Here is a 19,979-nt window from a genome sequence, read left to right as displayed (position 1 = left end):
CACCGCCTGCCCGAAGTGCCCCCTCCCCGAAGCGTGCCCCCTCCCCGAAGCGTGCCCCCTATCCGAAGCGTCCCGCACCCATGCCCGCGCACGCTGCCCGCCGGGTCAGCGCCACCTTCGTACTCCGTAGGCCACGACCCCTACCGCCAGCACCGCCCCACCGGCCGCCACGGAGGACACCGGCAGCGCGCACGCCAGCACCACGCAGCCGAGGCCGCCCACCGCGGGCACGGCACGCGTGGCGGGCGCCGAAGCGAGCGTCCACGCCGAGGCGTTGGCGATCGCGTAGTACACGAGCACCCCGAAGGAGGAGAAGCCGATCGCCCCGCGCACGTCCACCGTCGCCGCGACCACCGCGACCACCGCCCCGACGGCCAACTCGGCGCGATGCGGCACCCGGAAGCGGGGATGCACGGCTGCGAGCGCCCCCGGCAGATGGCTGTCGCGCGCCATGGCCAGCGTCGTCCGCGAGACGCCCAGGATCAGCGCGAGCAACGAGCCGAGCGCCGCCACGGCGGCCCCCACCCGCACGGCGGGAACCAGCCCCGGCACACCCGCCGCCCGTACGGCGTCGGCCAGCGGCGCGGTCGCGTCGGCGAGCCCCGCGACCCCGAGGACGGAGAGCGCGGCGACCGCCACGGCCGCGTACACGCACAGGGCGATGCCCAACGCCAGCGGGATCGCCCGCGGAATGGTGCGCGCCGGGTCGCGGACCTCCTCTCCGAGCGTCGCGATCCGCGCGTAGCCCGCGAAGGCGAAGAACAGCAGACCGGCGGCCCGGAGCACGCCACCGAGCCCGTCCGAGAGCCCCACGTCGAGCCGTCCGGCCCCGGCCCCGCCCGAGCCGAGACAGGCGACGACGACCGCCACCAGGACGGCGAGCACCACCGCCACGATCCCGCGTGTCAGCCAGGCCGACTTCTGGACGCCCAGGTAGTTCACGGCGGTGAGCAGCACCACGGCCGCGACCGCCACCGCGTGCGCCTGCCCCGGCCAGACGTATGTCCCGACGGTCAGCGCCATCGCCGCACAGGACGCCGTCTTGCCGACGACGAACGCCCAGCCCGCCAAGTACCCCCAGAACTCCCCGAGCCGCTCCCGCCCATAGACGTAGGTGCCGCCGGACGCGGGGTAGCGGGCGGCGAGGCGCGCGGACGCCGTCGCGTTGCAGTACGCGACCACGGCGGCCACCGCGAGCCCGATCAGCACCCCCGAGCCGCCGGCGCCCGCCGCCGGCCCGAGCGCCGCGAAGATCCCCGCCCCCACCATCGACCCGAGGCCGATCATCACCGCGTCGAACACACCAAGGGTCCGCCGCAGCTCTGGCTGCTGTGTCATGCGCCGCACCTTACGGATCACCGCAACCGTGTCACTCCGTAGAGACGTCTTCCCGGACAACAGCGCACAAAAGCTCACCGCGCGGGAAAGGCCGGGTCATCACATGGGCGTCATCAGCTGGATCGTTCTGGGGCTGCTCGCCGGGGCCGCCGCCAAAGTGCTGCTGCCCGGCCGCGACCCGGGCGGTTTCATCGGCACGACCGTCATCGGCATCGCGGGCGCCTTCACCGGCGGCTGGATATCCGCCCGCTACCTCGACCGGCCGATCGACAACCACTTCTACGACGGCGCCACCTGGGCGGCGGCCATCGGCGGCTCCCTCGTCCTGCTCGTCGCCTACCGCATCCTCTTCGGCCACTCGCGGCGCTGAGCGGCAGCTGCTCCCACTCGGGGCGCGAGGAAGCCAGGTCGGGGCACTGGCCGGGCGCCAACAGGCGCGATGGGGGCGCATCGCCGAGCTGTCCTCGGCGGTGCGCCCCCATCGCGTCCTGTGGACTCTGCCTGGCAACGTCCGCGCAGGTCAGACCGGTTGACTACCGGTCGTGCAGATCAGGCCGGTTGGCTACCGGTAGTTCACGAACTGCAGCGCGAAGTCGAAGTCCTGGCCCTTGAGAAGCGCCTGCACGGCCTGGAGGTCGTCGCGGCTCTTCGAGCTGACCCGCAGCTCGTCGCCCTGGACCTGCGCCTTGACGCCCTTCGGGCCCTCATCACGGATGATCTTGGCGACCTTCTTCGCGTTCTCCTGGGAGATGCCCTCCTCGATCGAGGCGAAGATCTTGTACTCCTTGCCGGACAGCTGCGGCTCGCCCGCGTCCAGCGACTTCAGCGAGATGCCGCGCTTGACCAGCTTGGACTGGAAGACATCGAGGATCGCCTTGACCCGCTCCTCGCCGCTCGCCTCCATCAGGATCTTCTCGCCGGACCACGAGATCGAGGCACCGGTGCCCTTGAAGTCGTAGCGCTGCGAGATCTCCTTGGCGGCCTGGTTGAGGGCGTTGTCGACCTCTTGCCGCTCGACCTTCGAGACGATGTCGAAACTGGAGTCGGCCATGTCCTGTGGCTCCTTGTATCGGGGTGTGCGTACTCAGCGGATACACGGCCGCCTGACGCTGGCCGCATCCGCAAAGCCTAGTCACCGCCGCCACGCCGGGTGGCGCTCAATCGGGTGGCGAAGCACCCCTGTGCATCAGGTATCGTTTACGTCGTTGCCACGGAGCACCGCGAAAGCGGGGCGAGGCAGCGACCCAGGCGGTGTGCCCGAGCGGCCAAAGGGAGCAGACTGTAAATCTGCCGGCTCAGCCTTCCCAGGTTCGAATCCTGGCGCCGCCACACTGGGGAGAACCCCTTCCGGCGTGCCATTACGGCACGTCGGAGGGGGTTTCTTCGTTCCCGGTGCCCGTTCGAATCATCGTGGACAGGCGCGGAGGTGTCTCACTCAGTCCCGCCCGAATCCCACCTCTGATCAGTGCGTGTCCCCCAGGTGTCCCCCGGGAGAGAGCATGATCACTCCGGTTCGTTCCACTCCCGGAGGGCCGCGTCGATCCGGCTGTTCGCCCGCTCACGGGTCTAGTCGAGCACCTTGGCGTACACCTTGTGCAGCACCGCGATGCTGTGCCCAGCTCGGCGGGCGCACTCCATGGCGTCCACTCCGGAGCTGAGCCAGAAGGAGACCCCGGCGTGCCGCAGGTCGTAGGGGCGGCGGGCGAGCAGTAAGGCTGTCTCTACTTCGGTCGGTACGTCCTTGCGGGCCTTTGCCCACACCTCCCCGTCTTGGACGCCTCACGAGATGAACCGTACATCGGCTAGAGGCTTCCTTCCGGATTAGGCAAGCTCGGAACGACGGATTTGCCCAGGCCACCTGAGCGGGGTCCGGTGCGTGCAGATGCAAGGCTGAGGAAGGCATCTGCACGATGGGGTGCCACATCCGAATTTGCATCGCAAACGAGAACCTCCGTTACCATTATCCCCTAGCTAGGAGGTGTGATGCGAACCGTAAAGATGGAGCGCGAAGGCCAGTCACTCATCACGGGCAAAAGGGACTGGCCGATGAGGGAAACAGCAGATGGATTCATTGCCCACGAAAACGACCTGGATGACGTAACAGCAACGGACTTGCAGGCAGCCCTGCGATCCTACTGCAATTACATGTGGGGAGACCCTAGCGAAGGCGAAATCGACCTCGCGGTGACGGATGTGCCTGAGGAATATTTGGATGACGAGGCGCCACCGAACGGGATCGCGTTTTCTCTGGAAGAGGGGCAGCTTCGCCTGTCTCTGACGGCTTGGCTGGATGATTACCTTGACGAGGGATATGACGACGGCAAAGCCGAAGCCTACAAAGACTCCCTAACGCTCATACTGGAGCGGCTAGGGTGCGGGCTTCTCCATATAGGGGCTCACCCGAACGCTGGTTCGACGCCCCCGTACTTCACCGAGATCCACGTCCGCACGCCGACGCGCGGCAAAAGCTTGGCCTATATGTACGCCATCGGAAAAGACGTACTGGCTTTCATTGATGCCCTGCAGGGAGGTTTCCTCACCAGGGAGACCGCTGTCAGCCTGCTCAGGGCAGAAAAGGGTGATCTATTGGTCGGCCAGCCAGAAGGGCCATGGCTGGATGTAAAGGTCGACCACTACGACCTGTCGGAACGCTCAGGAAAAATTTCCCTCGCTCAGGCCGTTGCTAGATTCGCGAATGCCGAGCATGGTGGAGTTATCGTAGTCGGGATGAAGGCTAAGAAGGTTCCCAGCGGGGAAATCGTCAAAGCCGTACAGCCGGTTCCCTTGGATGCCCGCATGCAGAGGAAATATGAGATAGCGATCGAGCAGCATCTATATCCGTCTCCTGATTACTTGAACATCGAAATGGTGCCGCATGGGAAAGGCATGCTTGTCGTGCTGAGTCTGCCCCCGCAGCCGGAGGAGTTGAAGCCTTTCCTGGTCCACGGGGCCATCGTCGACGGGTCGGTTGAGGGGGCATTCATCAGCATCGTCCGAAGGCGTGGAGAAGCGTCAATCCCCATCACCGCCCCATCGATCCACGCGACGATGGCGGCTGGGAGGGCGCTCCTGCGGCGGGGCGAGGTGCGCGAAATACAGGATGAGGACTAGAGCCTGTCTTCCGGCTCAGGATGGCCCTGCCAGCGGAGCCAAGCTCGCGACCGGGGGAAGCAGTGGTTGCCTCCAAGGTTGGCGCCGGGTGGTGTACCCCTCGACGCTGCATGAGTCGCGTGGCACGTGAGCGGTCGCCTCGATGGCAGGTCGCAGCGCGCTCGCTCCTTCAGGCGTCCCCCAGCGGAGACTTCTCCACTGAAATCCGCAGGTGACATGGACTGGACTGGGCCCGCTGGAAGACTGCGGCTTCGGAAGTGGAGGCCGTCGCTTCGTAAGTTATTGCTGGCCTTGGTGCCGCTGGCCATTGGTTCGAGCAGGTAATTGCAACCCTCTTGCTGAGGGACTGGGTAGGTCGATGCGATGTCAAGATTCTCTCTATGAGTCTCGATATTGTTCCAGGAGTTCCCTGGCGTCGATTGTCCACGGATGGTTCGGTCCGAGTACCCTGGTCCGACCTTGTGCAACTTCTTCCATATGCTCGATTGCTTCATCTTTTTGTTGGAGCGCATGCAGGATCATGCTCAGAGTTTGCCGAGCGTTTAACGCGATGGGGTAATCGCTGCCAAAGCGGCGCACAAATTTGGGGAACGTGGAGCGAATGAACGGTAGGGCCTCTTCCGGTCGCCCAACACGATTAAGTGCAAAAGCGCAATTGAGTTCTGCGGAGAGTGTTATGGTGTGATCTTCTCCGACTTCGTTACGACATTCCATTACCAAATCCGGCCCTGCGTTTACGTCTCTCGGCAGTGTGGAATCACCTAAAATGTCTGTCCGGGCGATAAGCGTAATAGGGTGCACGGGACCTAGTGCTCGAATGTATCCCTCTATTTCTCGTCGAAACAGAGCGATGCCTTCTGGTTCTTGGCCAAGGTTGAAGAGCGGTTTGGCTAGGCTTCTACAAGCCGCTAAAGTGTCCAGTGCTTCTGGCCCTATGGTCCGTTCGCAGTCATCCCGGACTTGCCGCAAGATGACCTCGGACTCCTCGAACCGTCCAAGCCGAAAAAGAGCTCGCCCCAGACGTTGGCGCAGCCTGATAAGGCAAAGGTTGCCTTCGCCTAGCCGGGGCTTCAGCAGCTCAACGGCATCATTGCTCAAACTGTGTGCCGAGGCGTAGTCGCCAGATCTATGAACTGCGGTAACAAGCCGAAGAGCGCACTCTGCCGCAGCTTCGGCTGCTGGCTGACTGGTGGCCCAACTCATCGTTCTTCGCAATAGCGCGATCACATGTGGCGCGAGCAGGTTCACCTGGGGGTTCTGCGCCCCTCTGTCAGGCACCTCGGGCAAAAGAGTGAGACATAGGAGGGCCGCCGCGGATGCGAGTTGGTTGTGCTGTTCAGCGGGTGTGTCTCGGGCCACGCTGTCGAGGAGTACGCCGTGGGTGCGTAGGCAGCGCACTTCTCCAGGTGACAGCTCGGTGAGGGAGTGATCAATGAGCCCGCGCAGGGCCGATTCGACGTGAGACGCCGGAAGCGCCGGGCCGAGTTCGGCCCCGAGGAGGACTGACAGCGGCAATGGGTCACTGGACCAGCAAGCAAGTAGGCGCAGAAGTTGAGCCGCTTCGGGCAGCCCTTGCGCGGCCAGGGCGTCAAGGGAAAGCTGCCAGGTGCGGCTGGGCAGGTGCCGAGAATCGCCGCCGATGGCTGCGGCGCCTTGTTCGATGAGCCCGATGGGGTCGAGATCGGCGCTGCCTTCGAGTCGGCGGCCGTAGTCGGCAAGGCTCCATGGGTCGATTACCTGGTGAGCGAGGAATCTACCGGCGAGGGTGAGCGCCAGAGGCAGTCGTCCGAGGCGGTCAGCGACCTCCACAGCGTCTTCGATCGATCCGGCATGTGGTGCGAGGTCACGAAGTACCAGGCCGGCATCCTCACGTGGGAGCACGCCAAACTGGAGCAGTTCGGCCCCAGGCCACCAGTGAGCCGCTGCTTGCCGACTCGTGACGACCACGGTGCCGCTGGGGCTGGTGCGCAGCCATCCACCGTCGCGGAGGAGGGCGGGGTTGTCGGCGTTGTCGAGGACCAGGAGCCAGGGCTCGTCTGAGTGGTCGAGGTAATGCCAGACGAGATCGGCGGCGGGACGTAGTCCGCTGCGCGCTCCCATCAGTTCGCCGTCGGTGGCCCCGCGGTCGGCTGCGACGGCGAGCATGCCCGCCCGTAGAGAGGTCGAGTCGGAAGCATTGACCCACAGCCCGAGCCGGCCAGCCCGGTTGGTGGCGTGGTGGAAGAGCGTGTAGGCAACGGCGGTCTTGCCGCAGCCGCCCAAACCGTGGAGGACGTAGACGCGGTTGCCAACGCCGGGTTCGACGGCGGCGCGCAGACGGTCCATCTCGCCAACGCGGTCGCGCAGCACCACGGGGGCGTGGCCGACCGTGGGGTGGCGCACGGAGTCTGGCCCCGACCAATCGGGGGTGTGGTGATGGTGCTCAGTGATGTGCTGGTCGCCGGAGGCTTGGTAGATGCGGCCCTGGCCATCGGCCCGGGCATCGTTGGCGCCGCTCATCGGCGGCCGAAGTTCTGGTCTCGGCCAGCCTGGTAGACCCGGGCATGACCGGAGGCGGTGGCATGCTGCGTCACCGACGAGTCCGCAGGTGTGTACGGCGCCAGTTCCTTAAGCAGCGCCTGCAGCGCGTAGGTTTCCTCGGGGTGTGTTGCGAGCAGTCGCCGTATGCGGCCCTGCCATTCCGCACCTAGTTCACCGGGGGATTCTAGGTCGCCGCCAGCCTGTGCAGCCAGCAAGTCCCTTCGGGTCACGTCGAGCTCGGCGGAAATTGCCTCGGCCCGCTCTGGCTCGGCACGGCGCCATAACGAGGCAATACCGTCCCTGGCTCGTTGCCACACCTCGGTCGTCAACAAGGTCACCAGGGTTGTCCCTGCTGTACCCGCCAGCAAGCACAGCCATCTCTGGGTCCACGAACCCGCCCCCTACAGCTCGCCATTACCTGTTGCACAGAGTAGCCAGCAGGTCCGGCACCTGCTCGATCTCGCTCACATTCACTGCACATCTGCGAGCGAGCCCTACCCGGCAGGCCGATTGAGGAACAGGGGCCTCTCCCCAGGCGGCCCCCGGCAGCGCCAAGTTCGAGGAAAGTCGCTGGTCAAGGAGGGCACATGGAGCCCGCTGTAAATCTGCCGGCTCAGCCTTCCCAGGTTCGAATCCTGGCGCCGCCACACGAAGGAGACCCTCCCCGACTTGCGGAAACGCAGGACGGGGAGGGTCTTTTCGTGCGCGGGGACTTTCCTCCGCGAGGACTTTTCGTGCACTACGCGCGCGGGGCGGGGCGCAAAATGGGGGCATGTCGTCCCGCCGCAGAAACTGCCCGGAGTGCCGCCGTGAGATCGCCGTCGTCGGCGGACGGTTCGCCCGCCACGACCCGCCCGGCGCGCGCACCAGCGGCGAGCTGGTCTCCTGCCCGGGATCCCGCCGACAGGCCCCGCTGGGCGCCGCACAGCCCGCCCTGGACGGCTACACGGTCCCGGACCTGCCGGGGCAGCTCCCGCTCTTCTGAACGGGCCGCCCCGCGCGGGCCCCGTCGCGCTGGGCCGCCGGGGAAGCTCAGTTCCCGGCGACCGACTTGACCGCCACCGACACCGGTACGGAACCGCTGATCAGCTCCAGCGTCAGCCCGGCCGTCGCCGGGGTCTCCACGAGTTCCGCGAGCACCGCGGCGACGTCGTCACGCGGCACCGGCCCGCGCCCCGTCGACGCCTCCAGGCGCACGAGCCCGGTGCCGGCGTCGTCCGTCAGCATCCCGGGGCGCAGGATCGTCCAGTCCAGGGCGGCACGCGCACGTACCTCCGCGTCCGCCTCGCCCTTGGCGCGCAGGTACGCGTCGAAGACCTCGTCGCCCTCGTGCGCGGGGTCCGCGCCCATCGACGACACCACGACGTACCGCCGCACCCCGGCCCGCTCCGCCGCGTCCGCGAAGAGCACGGCGGCCCCCCGGTCGACGGTGTTCTTGCGGGCGGCGTCGCTGCCCGGTCCCGCGCCCGCCGCGAACACGGCGGCGTCGGCGCCGCGCAAGTGCTCGGCGACCTCGTCGACCGACGCCGACTCCAGGTCGCACAGCACCGGTTCGGCGCCGGCCTCTCGCAGATCGGCTTCCTGTCCGGCGTTGCGGATCAGCCCTGCGACCTCGTCACCGCGCGCGGCGAGCAAACGCTCCAGCCGCAACGCGATCTGACCATGACCTCCAGCGATGACAATGCGCATGTCTTCGACCGTACGACAGTGCGGACCCGTCCGCCGCACGCGGAGCACGCGGCTCCCGGGGATCACGCTTACGCGCGCGTTGACAGCCGCCCAACCGCCCACGCGCCCCGCTCGGCCACGGCGTCACCCCGGCACGCCCCATGACGGCCGCTCAACTCACGCTACGAAGGCGTCTCGCCGCCCCTCGGCCACCCAGGGTCGCTCCCCTTGGCCCGGCCCTGCCGGGGCAGGTCCAGGGCCACCGCGGCCGCCGAGTCGCAGTACTCACGCACCGCGCTGGTCCGCGCCACCACGCGCCCCCGGTGCACCACGATCCGGCTGTACGCGAGCGACAGCGCCCCCGCGAGCCGGTCGCCGCGCACCGCGAGCAGCTCGGCCGGGAAACCGGCCTCCACCCGCACCTCGGGCAGCCCCATGGCCGCCCGCGCCGCCCCGCTCACCGTGCCGTAGGCGTCCTCGGGCCGCAGCCCGCCCCGCGAGGCCAGCAGATACGCGGCCTCCAGCGGATCCCCGCGCCCCACAGGGTTCGAGACGTCCCGCATGGTCCCGCTGCCCGCCGCCACCCGCACCCCGGCCGACCGCAGCAGCCGCACCGGCGCCACCCCGCGCCGCTCCGCGCTCCCGCACCCGCCCTGCGGAAGGCAGACCACCGTCACCCCGGACGCCGCCAGCTGCTCGGCGGCGCGCGAGGCCACCTCCGCCGGCAGGCGTCCGAGGCCGCCGCACGGGCCCACCGTCACCCCGGCCCGCAGCCCGGCGGCCATCGCCGCGAGCCGCCCGAGCCGCGCCGGATCGTCACCGTCCGTATGCAGGTCGACGGGACAGCCGTGTTCGGCGGCGAGTTCCAGGACCGCCTCCGTGTACCCCGTCGGGTCGGGGTCGAGATCAGGGCATCCGCCCACTACGGAGGCGCCCATTTTCACCGCGTCCCGCAGCATCGCGAGCCCGTCGGCGCCCGCGACGCCGGTCAGCAGCCGCGGCACCGCGACCGCCGCCAGGTCGACCAGGCCGCGCAGCGAACGCCGCGCCTGGAGCACCGCCTCCATCGGGCCGAGCCCCTGGACGTCGCCGATCCGCACATGCGCCCGCAGCGCGGTGGCGCCGTGCCCGAGCTGGAGCAGGGCCGCCTCGGTGGCCCTGCGCTGCACGTCGGGCACCTCGTACGAGACGGGGCCCGCCACGTCCGCCGTCAGGGCCGTGTCGCCGTGCGTGTGCGGCTCCGCGGCCGCCGGCAGCAGCAGATAGCCGCCGAGGTCCACCCGCGACCCGTGCGCGGCCAGGCTGCCGGCCGTGCCGACCGCCTCGATGCGCCCGCCGCCGAGCCGGACGTCCACCGTCCTGCCGTCGGTGAGCCGGGCTCCGCAGAGCAGCAGCGACCCGGACCCGTCCGCCGGATCGGGACCGGAGGAGCCGGAGGAGTGGGGCTGCTGCGGCTGGCTGTCGGGCATCGCGTTCCTGGGGTTCGGGGGCGGCTGCTGTCGTCGAGGAGGGGCGTCAAGATCACGCAGCGTGTGCCGAGCCTAGGACGGCGACAGGCGCCCTTCGAGGAGGAGCGCAATAGTCGTACCGGTGTGGTGCCACGGGTAAGTCGTACCGGCGTGGTGCCACGGGTTGCCGACGGTTCGGACGGGGCCTCCGCGGACGCCTGAGGCGGTCGTCCAGTCCCCCCGGACGGCCCCGGCGAAACGGATTTGGGCGATCGGCGACCAACCGTGTAATGTCTTCATCGCTCGCCCCAATAGCTCAGTCGGTAGAGCGTCTCCATGGTAAGGAGAAGGTCTGCGGTTCGATTCCGCATTGGGGCTCTGATGTCGAGTGATCCTCGCCTTCGGGCGGGGGGATCCGGCATCGCAGCGGTGTAGCTCAGTCGGTAGAGCAAGCGGCTCATAATCGCTGTGTCACCGGTTCAAGTCCGGTCACCGCTACTCCTGGTAGCCGATTGTGGGGTCGGTCCTTCGATCGGCTACTCTTTTATGCGTTCATCCGTCCATCGTCCGTCCAAGGAGCACTCACGTGGCTGCCACCGACGTCCGCCCGAAGATCACGCTGGCCTGCGTGGAGTGCAAGGAGCGGAACTACATCACCAAGAAGAACCGGCGTAACGACCCGGACCGTCTTGAGATGAAGAAGCACTGTCCGCGCTGCAACGCGCACACTGCGCACCGCGAAACGCGCTGATACTCAGGCTCGTACACGAGGCCGTCCCCGATTGCTGGGGGCGGCCTCGTGTCGTTTTTACGAAAACCAACCACAGGAGGTACCGAGTCCATGGCGCTCGACCAGTCCTTCGTGGGGCGGTCCTATCCGCCCACTGATCCTTATGAGGTCGGCCGGGAGAAGATCCGCGAGTTCGCCGAGGCGGTGGGGGACACCAATCCCGCGTACACCGACGCGGAAGCCGCCAAGGCCCTCGGTCACCCCGATGTGATCGCCCCGCCGACTTTTGTGTTCGCGATCACTTTCAAGGCCGCGGGCCAGGTGATCCAGGACCCGCAGCTGGGGCTCGACTACAGCCGCGTCGTGCACGGGGACCAGAAGTTCGCCTACACGCGTCCGGTGCGCGCGGGTGACCGCCTCACGGTCACCTCGACCATCGACGACATCAAGTCGCTCGCGGGCAACGACGTCCTGGACGTCCGCGGCGAGGTCCACGACGAGGTCGGCGAGCACGTCGTGACCGCCTGGACCAAGCTCGTCGCGCGCGCGGCGGAGACCGCGACAGAGGGGGCCTGAGACGATGACGGCGAAGATTTCCTACGACGACGTCGAGGTCGGCACCGAACTGCCGGCGCAGACGTTCCCGGTGACCCGCGCCATGCTCGTCCAGTACGCGGGCGCCTCGGGGGACTTCAACCCCATCCACTGGAACGAGAAGTTCGCGGTGGAGGTCGGCCTCCCCGACGTCATCGCGCACGGCATGTTCACCATGGCCGAGGCGATCCGAGTGGTGACCGACTGGGTGGCCGACCCGGCGGCCGTCGTCGAGTACGGCGTGCGCTTCACCAGGCCCGTCGTCGTCCCCAACGACGACAAGGGCGCCACCATCGAGGTCAGCGCCAAGGTCGCCGCCAAGCTGGACGACAACCGCGTCCGCGTCGACCTCCTCGCCAAGAGCGAGGGCCAGAAGGTCCTCGGCATGTCGCGAGCGGTCGTACGACTGGCCTGACGGCCACCGGACCGGGCTCCGCGCCCCACGAGAACGGCCCCGCCAGGACCGGCGGGGCCGTTCTCGTACTCTTGAGCACGTGCAGGAACTCCACGACGCCCCCCTCGCCCCGCTGACCACCTTCCGTCTCGGTGGCCCCGCGACCCGCCTGATCACCGCGACGACCGACGCCGAGGTGATCGCCGCCGTCCGGGAGGCCGACGACTCCGGGACCCCGCTGCTGCTCATCGGCGGCGGTTCGAACCTGGTCATCGGCGACAAGGGGTTCGACGGCACCGCCCTGCGCATCGCCACCCAGGGCTTCGCGCTCGACGGCACGAAGCTGGAGCTGGCGGCCGGCGAGGTCTGGACGGACGCGGTCGCCCGCACCGTCGAGGCGGGCCTCGCGGGCATCGAGTGCCTCGCCGGGATCCCCGGCTCCGCGGGCGCGACGCCGATCCAGAACGTGGGGGCGTACGGCCAGGAGGTCTCGTCGACGATCACCGAAGTGATCGCGTACGACCGGAAGACGCGCGAGACGGTGGTGATCGCGAACGCCGACTGCGCGTTCTCCTACCGCCACAGCCGCTTCAAGGCCGAACCGGAGCGCTTCGTGGTCCTGCGGGTCCGCTTCGAGCTCGAGGACGCCCAGGGGATGAGCGCCCCCATCAAGTACCCGGAGACGGCGCGCACCCTCGGCGTCGAGGCGGGCGACCGGGTACCGGCCGCCGTCGCCCGGGAGACCGTCCTGAAGCTGCGCGCCGGTAAGGGGATGGTGCTCGACCCCGAGGACCACGACAGCTGGTCGGCCGGCTCCTTCTTCACCAACCCGATCCTCGGCGAGGCGGAGTTCGCGGCCTTCCACGCGCGCGTGGCGGACCGTCTCGGCCCCGACGTCGCCCCGCCCGCCTTCCCGGCCGGAGACGGCCGCGTGAAGACGTCCGCCGCCTGGCTCATCGACAAGGCGGGCTTCACGAAGGGCTACGGAGAGGGCCCGGCCCGCATCTCCACCAAGCACACCCTCGCCCTCACCAACCGCGGCTCAGCCAGCACCGAGGACCTCCTGGCCCTCGCCCGCGAGGTCGTCGCCGGCGTGCGGGACGCCTTCGGTGTCACGCTGGTCAACGAGCCGGTGATGGTGGGCGTCAGCCTGTAGCCGACGATCGGGCCCGAGGTGGCCCATCAGGCCAGGCCCCAGGCCCGCCGAGCCGGGCGCCGATCCGCCACGGGGTGGCTAGTACGCCACCCCAACCCCCTGCCTCACCGTCGAGGGATCGTCGACCATCGCCAGCATCGCGTGCGCCACATCGGCGCGCCCGATGGACCGCCCGCTGCGCGGAGTGCCGCCCACGACCCTGCGGTAGGCGCCCGTCACCGGCTTGTCCCGCAGCTTCGGCGGGCGTACGGACGTCCAGTCCGTGGCGCTGCGCGCCAAGTCGGCCTCCATGGCCCGCAGATCGTCGTAGACCTCCTTCAGGACCGCGCTGACCACCGCGCCCAGGGCCCGGTCGAGCAACGGCTGGCGCTCGGCCGGGGGACCGACCGGGGCCGCGCTCACCACCAGGAGCCTGCGCGTCCCCTCGGCCTCCATCGCGCCCACCACGGACCGCGTGAGGCGGGCCGCGACCCCCGCGTCCGCCCGCCTGCGGGCCCCGAGCCCGGAAAGGACCGCGTCCCGGCCGGCCACCGCGGCCCGCAGCGCCTCGGCGTCCCCCAGATCGGCCCGGAACACCTCCAGGCCCTCTCCCGACGCGCTCAGCCGCGCGGAGTCGCGCACCACGGCCGTGACCTCGTGGCCCGCCGCGAGAGCCTGCCGGACTATCTCCCCGCCGATGCCCCCGGTGGCCCCGAAGACCGTCAGCCTCAAAGTGTTCATCACGCGCCTCCAGGTGAGTAAGTATTCACTCACCCCTAGAGTGAGTATCCGCTCACCTCACGTCAAGCCTCTTGGGACGGCACATGCAGCAGAAGCCCACCCGGGCCCGCATCCTCGACGCGGCGCACGAACTCATGCTCACCATCGGCCTCGCCCGTGCCACCACCAAGGAGATCGCCAAGTCGGCCGGCTGCTCCGAAGCGGCGCTCTACAAGCATTTCGCCGGCAAGGAGGAGCTGTTCGTGAGCGTCCTCCAGGAGAGGCTGCCCAAGCTCGGCCCGCTGCTGCACCGCCTCGCCGAGGACCCGGGGGAGCGGGGCGTCGAGGAGAACCTCACCGAGATCGCCCGGCTCGCCACCGGCTTCTACGCCGAGAGCTTCCCGATCGCCGCGTCTCTGTACGCCGAGCCCAAGCTCAAGCGGCGCCACGAGGACGCGCTCCGGGAGCTGGGCACCGGCCCCCACATGCCCATCGAGGCCCTGGACGCCTACCTCCGCGCCGAGCGCGCCGCCGGGCGCATCGCCGCGGACGCCGACACCTTCGCGGCCGCCTCGCTGCTCCTGGGCGCCTGCGCGCAGCGGGCCTTCGCCTACGACGCCGTGGCCGCCGAGCCGCAGCCCGTCGAGGAGTTCGCGGCCGCCCTCGCCCGCACACTCCTCGCCGGCATCAGCCGCTGAGCCAGGCGTCCACCCCGGACAGCAGCTTCTCCCGTACGTCCACGGGGGCGGCCGAGCCCCGGATCGACTGCCGCGCAAGCTCGGCCAGTTCGGCGTCGTCGAAGGCGTGGTGCTCGCGCGCGATCTCGTACTGGGCCGCGAGGCGCGAGCCGAAGAGCAGCGGGTCGTCGGCGCCGAGCGCCATCGGCACCCCCGCGTCGAAGAGCGTGCGCAGCGGCACGTCCTCGGGCTTCTCGTAGACCCCGAGGGCGACGTTGGAGGCCGGGCACACCTCGCACGTCACCCCGCGGTCCGCGAGCCGCTTCAGGAGTCGCGGGTCCTCGGCGGCCCGCACCCCGTGCCCGATCCGAACCGCGTGCAGGTCGTCCAGGCAGTCCCGCACCGACGCGGGCCCGGTCAGCTCGCCGCCGTGCGGCGCCGCGAGGAGCCCGCCGTCCCGCGCGATCGCGAAGGCGCGGTCGAAGTCCCTGGCCATGCCGCGCCGCTCGTCGTTGGAGAGCCCGAAGCCGACGATGCCCCGGTCCGCGTAGCGCACCGCGAGGCGGGCCAGCGTACGGGCGTCCAGCGGGTGCTTCATGCGGTTCGCGGCGACCAGCACCCGCATCCCGAGGCCGGTCTCCCGCGAGGCGGCCTCGACCGCGTCCAAGATGATCTCCAGGGCCGGGATCAGACCGCCGAGCCGCGGCGCGTACGAGGTCGGGTCGACCTGGATCTCCAGCCACCCCGAGCCGTCCCGCACGTCCTCCTCCGCGGCCTCCCGCACCAGGCGCCGGATGTCCTCGGGCTCCCGCAGGCAGGAGCGCGCGGCGTCGTAGAGCCGCTGGAAGCGGAACCACCCGCGCTCGTCGGTGGCGCGCAGCTTCGGCGGCTCGGCGCCGGTCAGCGCGTCCGGGAGCCGTACCCCGTACTTGTCGGCGAGTTCGAGCAGCGTCGCGGGCCGCATGGACCCGGTGAAGTGCAGGTGCAGATGGGCCTTGGGCAGCTCTCGTATGTCTCGTACGCGCTCCATTGGAGGATCTTGCCGTACGCACCAGGTGTGCCGGTAGCGCGATTCCCCCTTCGTGGCCTCCTCCGAACGAAGAAACGGGCCGCCTCCTCGGAAGAGAGACGGCCCGCACGCGCGCGTGGAGCGCTGCCGGACGAGGTCAGTCGCGGGCCTCGGCCAGCAGCTTCTGCAGCCGCGAGACGCCCTCGACGAGGTCCGCGTCACCGAGCGCGTAGGAGAGCCGCAGATAACCGGGCGTCCCGAAGGCCTCGCCCGGGACCACCGCGACCTCGGCCTCCTCCAGGATCAGCGCGGCCAGCTCCACGGAGTCCTGCGGGCGCTTGCCGCGGATCTCCTTGCCGAGCAGGCCCTTCACCGAGGGGTAGGCGTAGAAGGCGCCCTCGGGCTCGGGGCAGACGACGCCCTGGATGTCGTTGAGCATCCGCACGACGGTCTTGCGGCGCCGGTCGAAGGCCTCCCGCATCTCCTCCACGGCGACCAGGTCGCCGGAGACGGCCGCGAGCGCGGCGGCCTGCGCGACGTTGGAGACGTTCGACGTGGCGTGCGACTGGAGGTTCGTCGCGGCCTTCACGACGTCCCTCGGGCCGATGATCCAGCCGACCCGCCAGCCGGTCATCGCGTACGTCTTGGCGACGCCGTTGACCACGATGCACTTGTCGCGCAGCTCGGGAAGGATCGCGGGGAGCGAGGTGAACCGCGCGTCTCCGTAGACGAGGTGTTCGTAGATCTCGTCCGTCATGACCCACAGGCCGTGCTCGACGGCCCAGCGGCCGATCGCCTCGGCGTCGGCCTCGCTGTAGACGGCCCCCGTGGGGTTGGACGGCGAGACGAAGAGCACGACCTTCGTGCGCTCCGTGCGGGCGGCCTCCAGCTGCTCGACGGAGACGCGGTAGCCGGTGGTCTCGTCGGCGACGACCGGCACCGGGACACCGCCGGCGAGACGGATCGACTCCGGGTACGTCGTCCAGTAGGGGGCCGGGACGATGACCTCGTCGCCCGGGTCGAGGATCGCGGCGAACGCCTGGTAGATGGCCTGCTTGCCGCCGTTGGTCACCAGGATCTGCGAGGCGTCCACCTCGTACCCGGAGTCGCGCAGCGTCTTCGTGGCGATGGCCGCCTTGAGCTCGGGGAGGCCGCCGGCCGGGGTGTAGCGGTGGAACTTCGGGTTCTTGCAGGCCTCGACGGCCGCCTCGACGATGTAGTCCGGAGTGGGGAAGTCGGGCTCACCCGCGCCGAAGCCGATCACCGGCCGCCCGGCGGCCTTGAGGGCCTTGGCCTTGGCGTCGACGGCGAGGGTCGCGGACTCGGAGATCGCGCCGATGCGCGCGGACACCCGGCGCTCGGTCGGAGAAGTTGCAGCGCTCATGGCCCCATCGTTCCAGACCTGGCAGGCGCCCGGTGCGGCGGTTTCCAAGAGCGTCACGGCCCCATCTGTTCGACGGCGGGCCGTGGACCACGTACACTCACTGCTCGTTGGCCCTCACCGGCCGCTCCCTCTCGACGCACTCCGTGCACTTGGGCGGATGCGGTAGGTTGGGGAAATCAAAGGGTCGTAGCTCAATTGGTAGAGCACTGGTCTCCAAAACCAGCGGTTGGGGGTTCAAGTCCCTCCGGCCCTGCTACACACTCCTTCGCCAGGATGTGTGCGCATGTACGTACTGCAACGCACCGCCGTGCGGCTCAACCGGGCGCGGCACGGCCACGACCCGGAATCAGGTGAGGACGAGTGACGGACGCCGTGGGCTCCATCGACAAGCCTGATGCCCAGGACGAGGCGCCGGAGTCCAAGAAGGCCCGCAAGGGTGGCAAGCGCGGCAAGAAGGGCCCCTTCGGCCGTCTCGCGCTCTTCTACCGCCAGATCATCGCGGAGCTCCGCAAGGTCGTCTGGCCGACTCGCAGTCAGCTCGCGACCTACACCTCCGTGGTGATCGTCTTTGTCGTCATCATGATCGGTCTTGTGACCGTGATTGACTATGGCTTCAGCCACGCTGTCAAGTACATCTTCGGCTGAGCCGAGAGCGAAGGGCGCCGTTCCTGGCGCCCCTTTCGCGCGTTCCACCCCTCTGTATCCAGGAAGAAGCAGCCACCGTGTCTGACCCGAACCTGAACGACGCCGTCGAGCCTCGCGGAGAGGACGCGGAGTCCGTGGAGGACCAGCTCGACATCGTCGAGGCGGCGGACGCCGAGGAGCCGGATCAGGCCGAGGCCGCCGACGCCGCCGCGGGCGTGCCCGCCGAGGAGGCTGCCGTCCACCTGGAGGGTGACGCCGAGGCCGTCGCCGAGTCCGAAGAGGACGAGGCCGCCGAGGCTGAGATCGACGCCGCCGAGGCCGACGCCGACGAGGAGCCCGCCGAGGACGAGGCGTCCGACGACGCCGAAGCCGCCGCCGAGGAGCCCGTCGAGGAGAAGTCCGAGCCGGTCGACCCGATCGTCGCCCTGCGCGAGGAGCTCCGCACCCTGCCCGGCGAGTGGTACGTCATCCACACCTACGCCGGTTACGAGAACCGCGTGAAGACCAACCTGGAGCAGCGCGCCGTCTCGCTGAACGTCGAGGACTTCATCTTCCAGGCCGAGGTGCCGCAGGAAGAGGTCGCCCAGATCAAGAACGGCGAGCGCAAGACCATCCGTCAGAACAAGCTCCCCGGCTACGTGCTGGTGCGCATGGACCTGACGAACGAGTCGTGGGGCGTCGTCCGCAACACCCCGGGCGTCACCGGCTTCGTGGGCAACGCCTACGACCCCTACCCGCTGACCCTGGACGAGATCGTCAAGATGCTCGCCCCCGAGGCCGAGGAGAAGGCCGCCCGCGAGGCCGCCGAGGCCGAGGGCAAGCCGGCTCCGGCCCGCAAGGTCGAGGTCCAGGTCCTGGACTTCGAGGTGGGCGACTCGGTCACCGTCACCGACGGCCCGTTCGCGACGCTCCAGGCGACGATCAACGAGATCAACGCCGACTCGAAGAAGGTCAAGGGCCTCGTCGAGATCTTCGGCCGCGAGACCCCGGTCGAGCTCAGCTTCGACCAGATCCAGAAGAACTAGCCGGCGGCCCTCGCGGCCGCCCCGGTCTCCTCTGGACCACATGCCTCCGAACAGGTCAGACGGGCTGCCAAAGCCGGTCTGACCTGCTCGGTTTTTAGCCGCACGACTATACCCGTTATCGTTGTGCGGTATGCCTCCATCCGGATGACCGGATGGTTGGCTGAAACTCTCACTAGGACCCGGAGAGAGCTATGCCTCCCAAGAAGAAGAAGGTCACGGGGCTGATCAAGCTCCAGATCCAGGCTGGTGCCGCCAACCCGGCCCCGCCGGTCGGCCCCGCGCTGGGCCAGCACGGCGTCAACATCATGGAGTTCTGCAAGGCCTACAACGCCGCGACCGAGTCGCAGCGTGGCTGGGTGATCCCGGTGGAGATCACGGTCTACGAAGACCGTTCCTTCACCTTCATCACCAAGACGCCGCCGGCCGCCAAGATGATCCTCAAGGCCGCTGGTGTCGACAAGGGCTCCGGCGAGCCCCACAAGACCAAGGTCGCCAAGGTCACCGAGGCGCAGATCCGCGAGATCGCGCAGACCAAGATGGAAGACCTCAACGCCAACGACCTGGACGCCGCGTCGAAGATCATCGCCGGCACCGCCCGCTCCATGGGCATCACGGTCGAGGGCTGAGCTTCCTCCCCCGTCTGACCTTTCTCCGTGGTAGGGCCAAGCGCTGGCCCGCACCACAACTCCATACCTGAACACACCAGGAGCAGAAGTGAAGCGCAGCAAGACTCTCCGCGCTGCGGACGCCAAGATCGACCGGGAGAAGCTGTACGCCCCGCTCGAGGCCGTCCGTCTCGCCAAGGAGACCTCCGCGACCAAGTTCGACGGCACCGTCGAGGTCGCCATGCGTCTGGGCGTCGACCCGCGCAAGGCCGACCAGATGGTCCGTGGCACCGTGAACCTCCCGCACGGCACCGGCAAGACCGCCCGGGTCCTGGTCTTCGCGACCGGTGACCGTGCTGCGGCCGCGGAAGCCGCTGGGGCCGACATCGTCGGCGCCGACGAGCTGATCGACGAGGTCGCGAAGGGCCGCCTGGACTTCGACGCCGTCGTCGCCACCCCGGACCTCATGGGCAAGGTCGGCCGCCTCGGCCGCGTGCTCGGTCCGCGTGGTCTGATGCCGAACCCGAAGACCGGCACCGTGACCCCCGACGTCGTGAAGGCTGTCAACGACATCAAGGGCGGCAAGATCGAGTTCCGCGTCGACAAGCACTCGAACCTGCACTTCATCATCGGCAAGGTGTCCTTCGACGACACCAAGCTGGTGGAGAACTACGCCGCGGCCCTGGAGGAGATCCTCCGTCTGAAGCCGTCGGCCGCCAAGGGTCGCTACATCAAGAAGGCCGCCATCACGACCACGATGGGCCCCGGCATCCCGCTGGACTCGAACCGCACCCGCAACCTCCTCGTCGAGGAGGACCCGGCCGCCGTCTGAATCTGACGGCAGCCGCGTCGCGCACGCGTTCTGTGGACGGGCCCCGCAACCTTTCGAGGTGCGGGGCCCGTCCTGTTTGTGTACAAGCGTTTCGGATACGTCTGTCAACGGGCCCGCGTCGGTGCGCGCGCCTTCCATGAGACC

21 protein-coding genes, 4 tRNA genes and 1 pseudogene are annotated in these 19,979 nt (G+C 68.9%); 16 read left to right on the top strand and 10 right to left on the bottom strand.

The features are described 5' to 3' along the window. Positions 1–105: 105 nt before the first annotated feature. Entirely contained in the window at positions 106–1,338 is a 1,233-nt protein-coding gene (locus ABZ385_RS13890) for an APC family permease (RefSeq protein WP_358577338.1), read from the bottom strand. A 103-nt stretch (positions 1,339–1,441) separates the two neighbouring features. Here ABZ385_RS13890 and ABZ385_RS13885 point away from each other — a divergent pair, with 103 nt between their 5' ends. Continuing rightward, a complete protein-coding gene (locus tag ABZ385_RS13885) occupies positions 1,442–1,708 on the top strand; it encodes a GlsB/YeaQ/YmgE family stress response membrane protein (RefSeq protein ID WP_358577462.1) in 267 nt (88 codons plus the stop codon). Positions 1,709–1,900: 192 nt separating this feature from the next. Here the strand turns inward: ABZ385_RS13885 and ABZ385_RS13880 are convergent, their stop codons facing one another. Continuing rightward, the gene (locus ABZ385_RS13880) at positions 1,901–2,389 is read right to left on the bottom strand and encodes a YajQ family cyclic di-GMP-binding protein (protein WP_358577341.1); all 489 of its coding nucleotides are present in this window, start codon (positions 2,387–2,389) and stop codon (positions 1,901–1,903) included. A gap of 196 nt (positions 2,390–2,585) precedes the next feature. Between ABZ385_RS13880 and ABZ385_RS13875 the strand changes: the two genes are divergently transcribed. Then, a tRNA-Tyr gene (locus tag ABZ385_RS13875) sits at positions 2,586–2,667 on the top strand. Between the two features lie 174 nt (positions 2,668–2,841). Here the strand turns inward: ABZ385_RS13875 and ABZ385_RS13870 are convergent. Beyond that, positions 2,842–3,105: pseudogene (locus ABZ385_RS13870) on the bottom strand (site-specific integrase); the annotation flags it as partial. 216 nt (positions 3,106–3,321) lie between these two features. On the opposite strand from ABZ385_RS13870, the gene ABZ385_RS13865 reads away from it, so the two are divergent. Further along, entirely contained in the window at positions 3,322–4,449 is a 1,128-nt protein-coding gene (locus tag ABZ385_RS13865) for a hypothetical protein (protein ID WP_358911428.1), read from the top strand. A gap of 378 nt (positions 4,450–4,827) precedes the next feature. On the opposite strand, the gene ABZ385_RS13860 is transcribed toward ABZ385_RS13865, so the two are convergent. Continuing rightward, a complete protein-coding gene (locus ABZ385_RS13860) occupies positions 4,828–6,948 on the bottom strand; it encodes a tetratricopeptide repeat protein (protein WP_358911426.1) in 2,121 nt (706 codons plus the stop codon). Continuing rightward, the gene (locus ABZ385_RS13855; protein ID WP_358911424.1) at positions 6,945–7,307 is read right to left on the bottom strand and encodes a hypothetical protein; all 363 of its coding nucleotides are present in this window, start codon (positions 7,305–7,307) and stop codon (positions 6,945–6,947) included. Before ABZ385_RS13855 ends, ABZ385_RS13860 begins: the two co-directional genes overlap by 4 nt. A gap of 434 nt (positions 7,308–7,741) precedes the next feature. On the opposite strand from ABZ385_RS13855, the gene ABZ385_RS13850 reads away from it, so the two are divergent. Further along, positions 7,742–7,954, top strand: coding sequence for a hypothetical protein (locus ABZ385_RS13850; protein ID WP_358577343.1), 213 nt, complete (start codon positions 7,742–7,744; stop codon positions 7,952–7,954). 47 nt (positions 7,955–8,001) lie between these two features. Here ABZ385_RS13850 and ABZ385_RS13845 read toward each other — a convergent pair whose 3' ends face one another. Together ABZ385_RS13845 and ABZ385_RS13840 are read right to left on the bottom strand one after the other, a co-directional pair. Further along, the gene (locus ABZ385_RS13845; protein WP_358577345.1) at positions 8,002–8,658 is read right to left on the bottom strand and encodes an SDR family oxidoreductase; all 657 of its coding nucleotides are present in this window, start codon (positions 8,656–8,658) and stop codon (positions 8,002–8,004) included. A gap of 161 nt (positions 8,659–8,819) precedes the next feature. Then, positions 8,820–10,106, bottom strand: a complete 1,287-nt coding sequence (locus ABZ385_RS13840) for an amidohydrolase family protein (protein WP_358911422.1) — start codon at positions 10,104–10,106, stop codon at positions 8,820–8,822. A gap of 284 nt (positions 10,107–10,390) precedes the next feature. Here ABZ385_RS13840 and ABZ385_RS13835 point away from each other — a divergent pair. The 6 genes from ABZ385_RS13835 (at position 10,391) to ABZ385_RS13810 (ending at position 12,959) form a co-directional block, all read left to right on the top strand. Further along, positions 10,391–10,463: transfer RNA gene (locus tag ABZ385_RS13835), tRNA-Thr, on the top strand. 47 nt (positions 10,464–10,510) lie between these two features. Beyond that, positions 10,511–10,583: transfer RNA gene (locus ABZ385_RS13830), tRNA-Met, on the top strand. An 88-nt stretch (positions 10,584–10,671) separates the two neighbouring features. Then, positions 10,672–10,836: a 50S ribosomal protein L33 gene (gene rpmG / locus ABZ385_RS13825; protein ID WP_004571794.1), complete on the top strand. Its 165-nt coding sequence runs from the start codon at positions 10,672–10,674 to the stop codon at positions 10,834–10,836. Between the two features lie 90 nt (positions 10,837–10,926). Further along, positions 10,927–11,391 carry a MaoC family dehydratase N-terminal domain-containing protein gene (locus tag ABZ385_RS13820; RefSeq protein WP_358911420.1) on the top strand — a complete coding sequence of 155 codons (465 nt, stop codon included), beginning with the start codon at positions 10,927–10,929 and terminating at the stop codon, positions 11,389–11,391. 4 nt (positions 11,392–11,395) lie between these two features. Beyond that, complete coding sequence (locus ABZ385_RS13815) at positions 11,396–11,824, top strand: MaoC family dehydratase (protein WP_358577352.1); 429 nt, start codon at positions 11,396–11,398, stop codon at positions 11,822–11,824. 79 nt (positions 11,825–11,903) lie between these two features. After that, positions 11,904–12,959 (top strand): UDP-N-acetylmuramate dehydrogenase, encoded by a 1,056-nt coding sequence (locus tag ABZ385_RS13810; RefSeq protein ID WP_358911418.1) that lies wholly within the window; start codon positions 11,904–11,906, stop codon positions 12,957–12,959. 78 nt (positions 12,960–13,037) lie between these two features. Here ABZ385_RS13810 and ABZ385_RS13805 read toward each other — a convergent pair whose 3' ends face one another. Continuing rightward, positions 13,038–13,670, bottom strand: coding sequence for an NAD(P)H-binding protein (locus ABZ385_RS13805; protein ID WP_358911561.1), 633 nt, complete (start codon positions 13,668–13,670; stop codon positions 13,038–13,040). A 92-nt stretch (positions 13,671–13,762) separates the two neighbouring features. On the opposite strand from ABZ385_RS13805, the gene ABZ385_RS13800 reads away from it, so the two are divergent. Next, complete coding sequence (locus ABZ385_RS13800; RefSeq protein ID WP_358911416.1) at positions 13,763–14,356, top strand: helix-turn-helix domain-containing protein; 594 nt, start codon at positions 13,763–13,765, stop codon at positions 14,354–14,356. Here ABZ385_RS13800 and ABZ385_RS13795 read toward each other — a convergent pair. After that, positions 14,346–15,365 (bottom strand): adenosine deaminase, encoded by a 1,020-nt coding sequence (locus ABZ385_RS13795; RefSeq protein WP_358577358.1) that lies wholly within the window; start codon positions 15,363–15,365, stop codon positions 14,346–14,348. The genes ABZ385_RS13800 and ABZ385_RS13795 overlap by 11 nt on opposite strands. 136 nt (positions 15,366–15,501) lie before the next feature. Then, positions 15,502–16,728 (bottom strand): pyridoxal phosphate-dependent aminotransferase, encoded by a 1,227-nt coding sequence (locus ABZ385_RS13790; protein WP_358577361.1) that lies wholly within the window; start codon positions 16,726–16,728, stop codon positions 15,502–15,504. A 180-nt stretch (positions 16,729–16,908) separates the two neighbouring features. Between ABZ385_RS13790 and ABZ385_RS13785 the strand changes: the two genes are divergently transcribed. The 5 genes from ABZ385_RS13785 to rplA all read left to right on the top strand — a co-directional run bounded on the left by ABZ385_RS13785 (position 16,909) and on the right by rplA (position 19,835). Next, positions 16,909–16,981: transfer RNA gene (locus ABZ385_RS13785), tRNA-Trp, on the top strand. 107 nt (positions 16,982–17,088) lie between these two features. Continuing rightward, on the top strand, positions 17,089–17,373 hold the full coding sequence (secE, locus tag ABZ385_RS13780) for a preprotein translocase subunit SecE (RefSeq protein ID WP_358577363.1): 285 nt from the start codon (positions 17,089–17,091) through the stop codon (positions 17,371–17,373). 77 nt (positions 17,374–17,450) lie between these two features. After that, positions 17,451–18,398 (top strand): transcription termination/antitermination protein NusG, encoded by a 948-nt coding sequence (nusG, locus tag ABZ385_RS13775; RefSeq protein WP_358696078.1) that lies wholly within the window; start codon positions 17,451–17,453, stop codon positions 18,396–18,398. A 191-nt stretch (positions 18,399–18,589) separates the two neighbouring features. After that, complete coding sequence (gene rplK, locus ABZ385_RS13770; protein WP_358577367.1) at positions 18,590–19,024, top strand: 50S ribosomal protein L11; 435 nt, start codon at positions 18,590–18,592, stop codon at positions 19,022–19,024. A gap of 88 nt (positions 19,025–19,112) precedes the next feature. Next, the gene (gene rplA / locus ABZ385_RS13765; RefSeq protein ID WP_055698213.1) at positions 19,113–19,835 is read left to right on the top strand and encodes a 50S ribosomal protein L1; all 723 of its coding nucleotides are present in this window, start codon (positions 19,113–19,115) and stop codon (positions 19,833–19,835) included. Positions 19,836–19,979: the final 144 nt, after the last annotated feature.

Origin of the sequence: Streptomyces sp. NPDC005898 (genome assembly GCF_040629635.1) — a bacterium.
GTDB lineage: Bacteria > Actinomycetota > Actinomycetes > Streptomycetales > Streptomycetaceae > Streptomyces.
The sequence above is the reverse complement of the archived record's forward strand: the minus strand, read 5'-3'. Positions and strand labels throughout refer to the sequence as shown.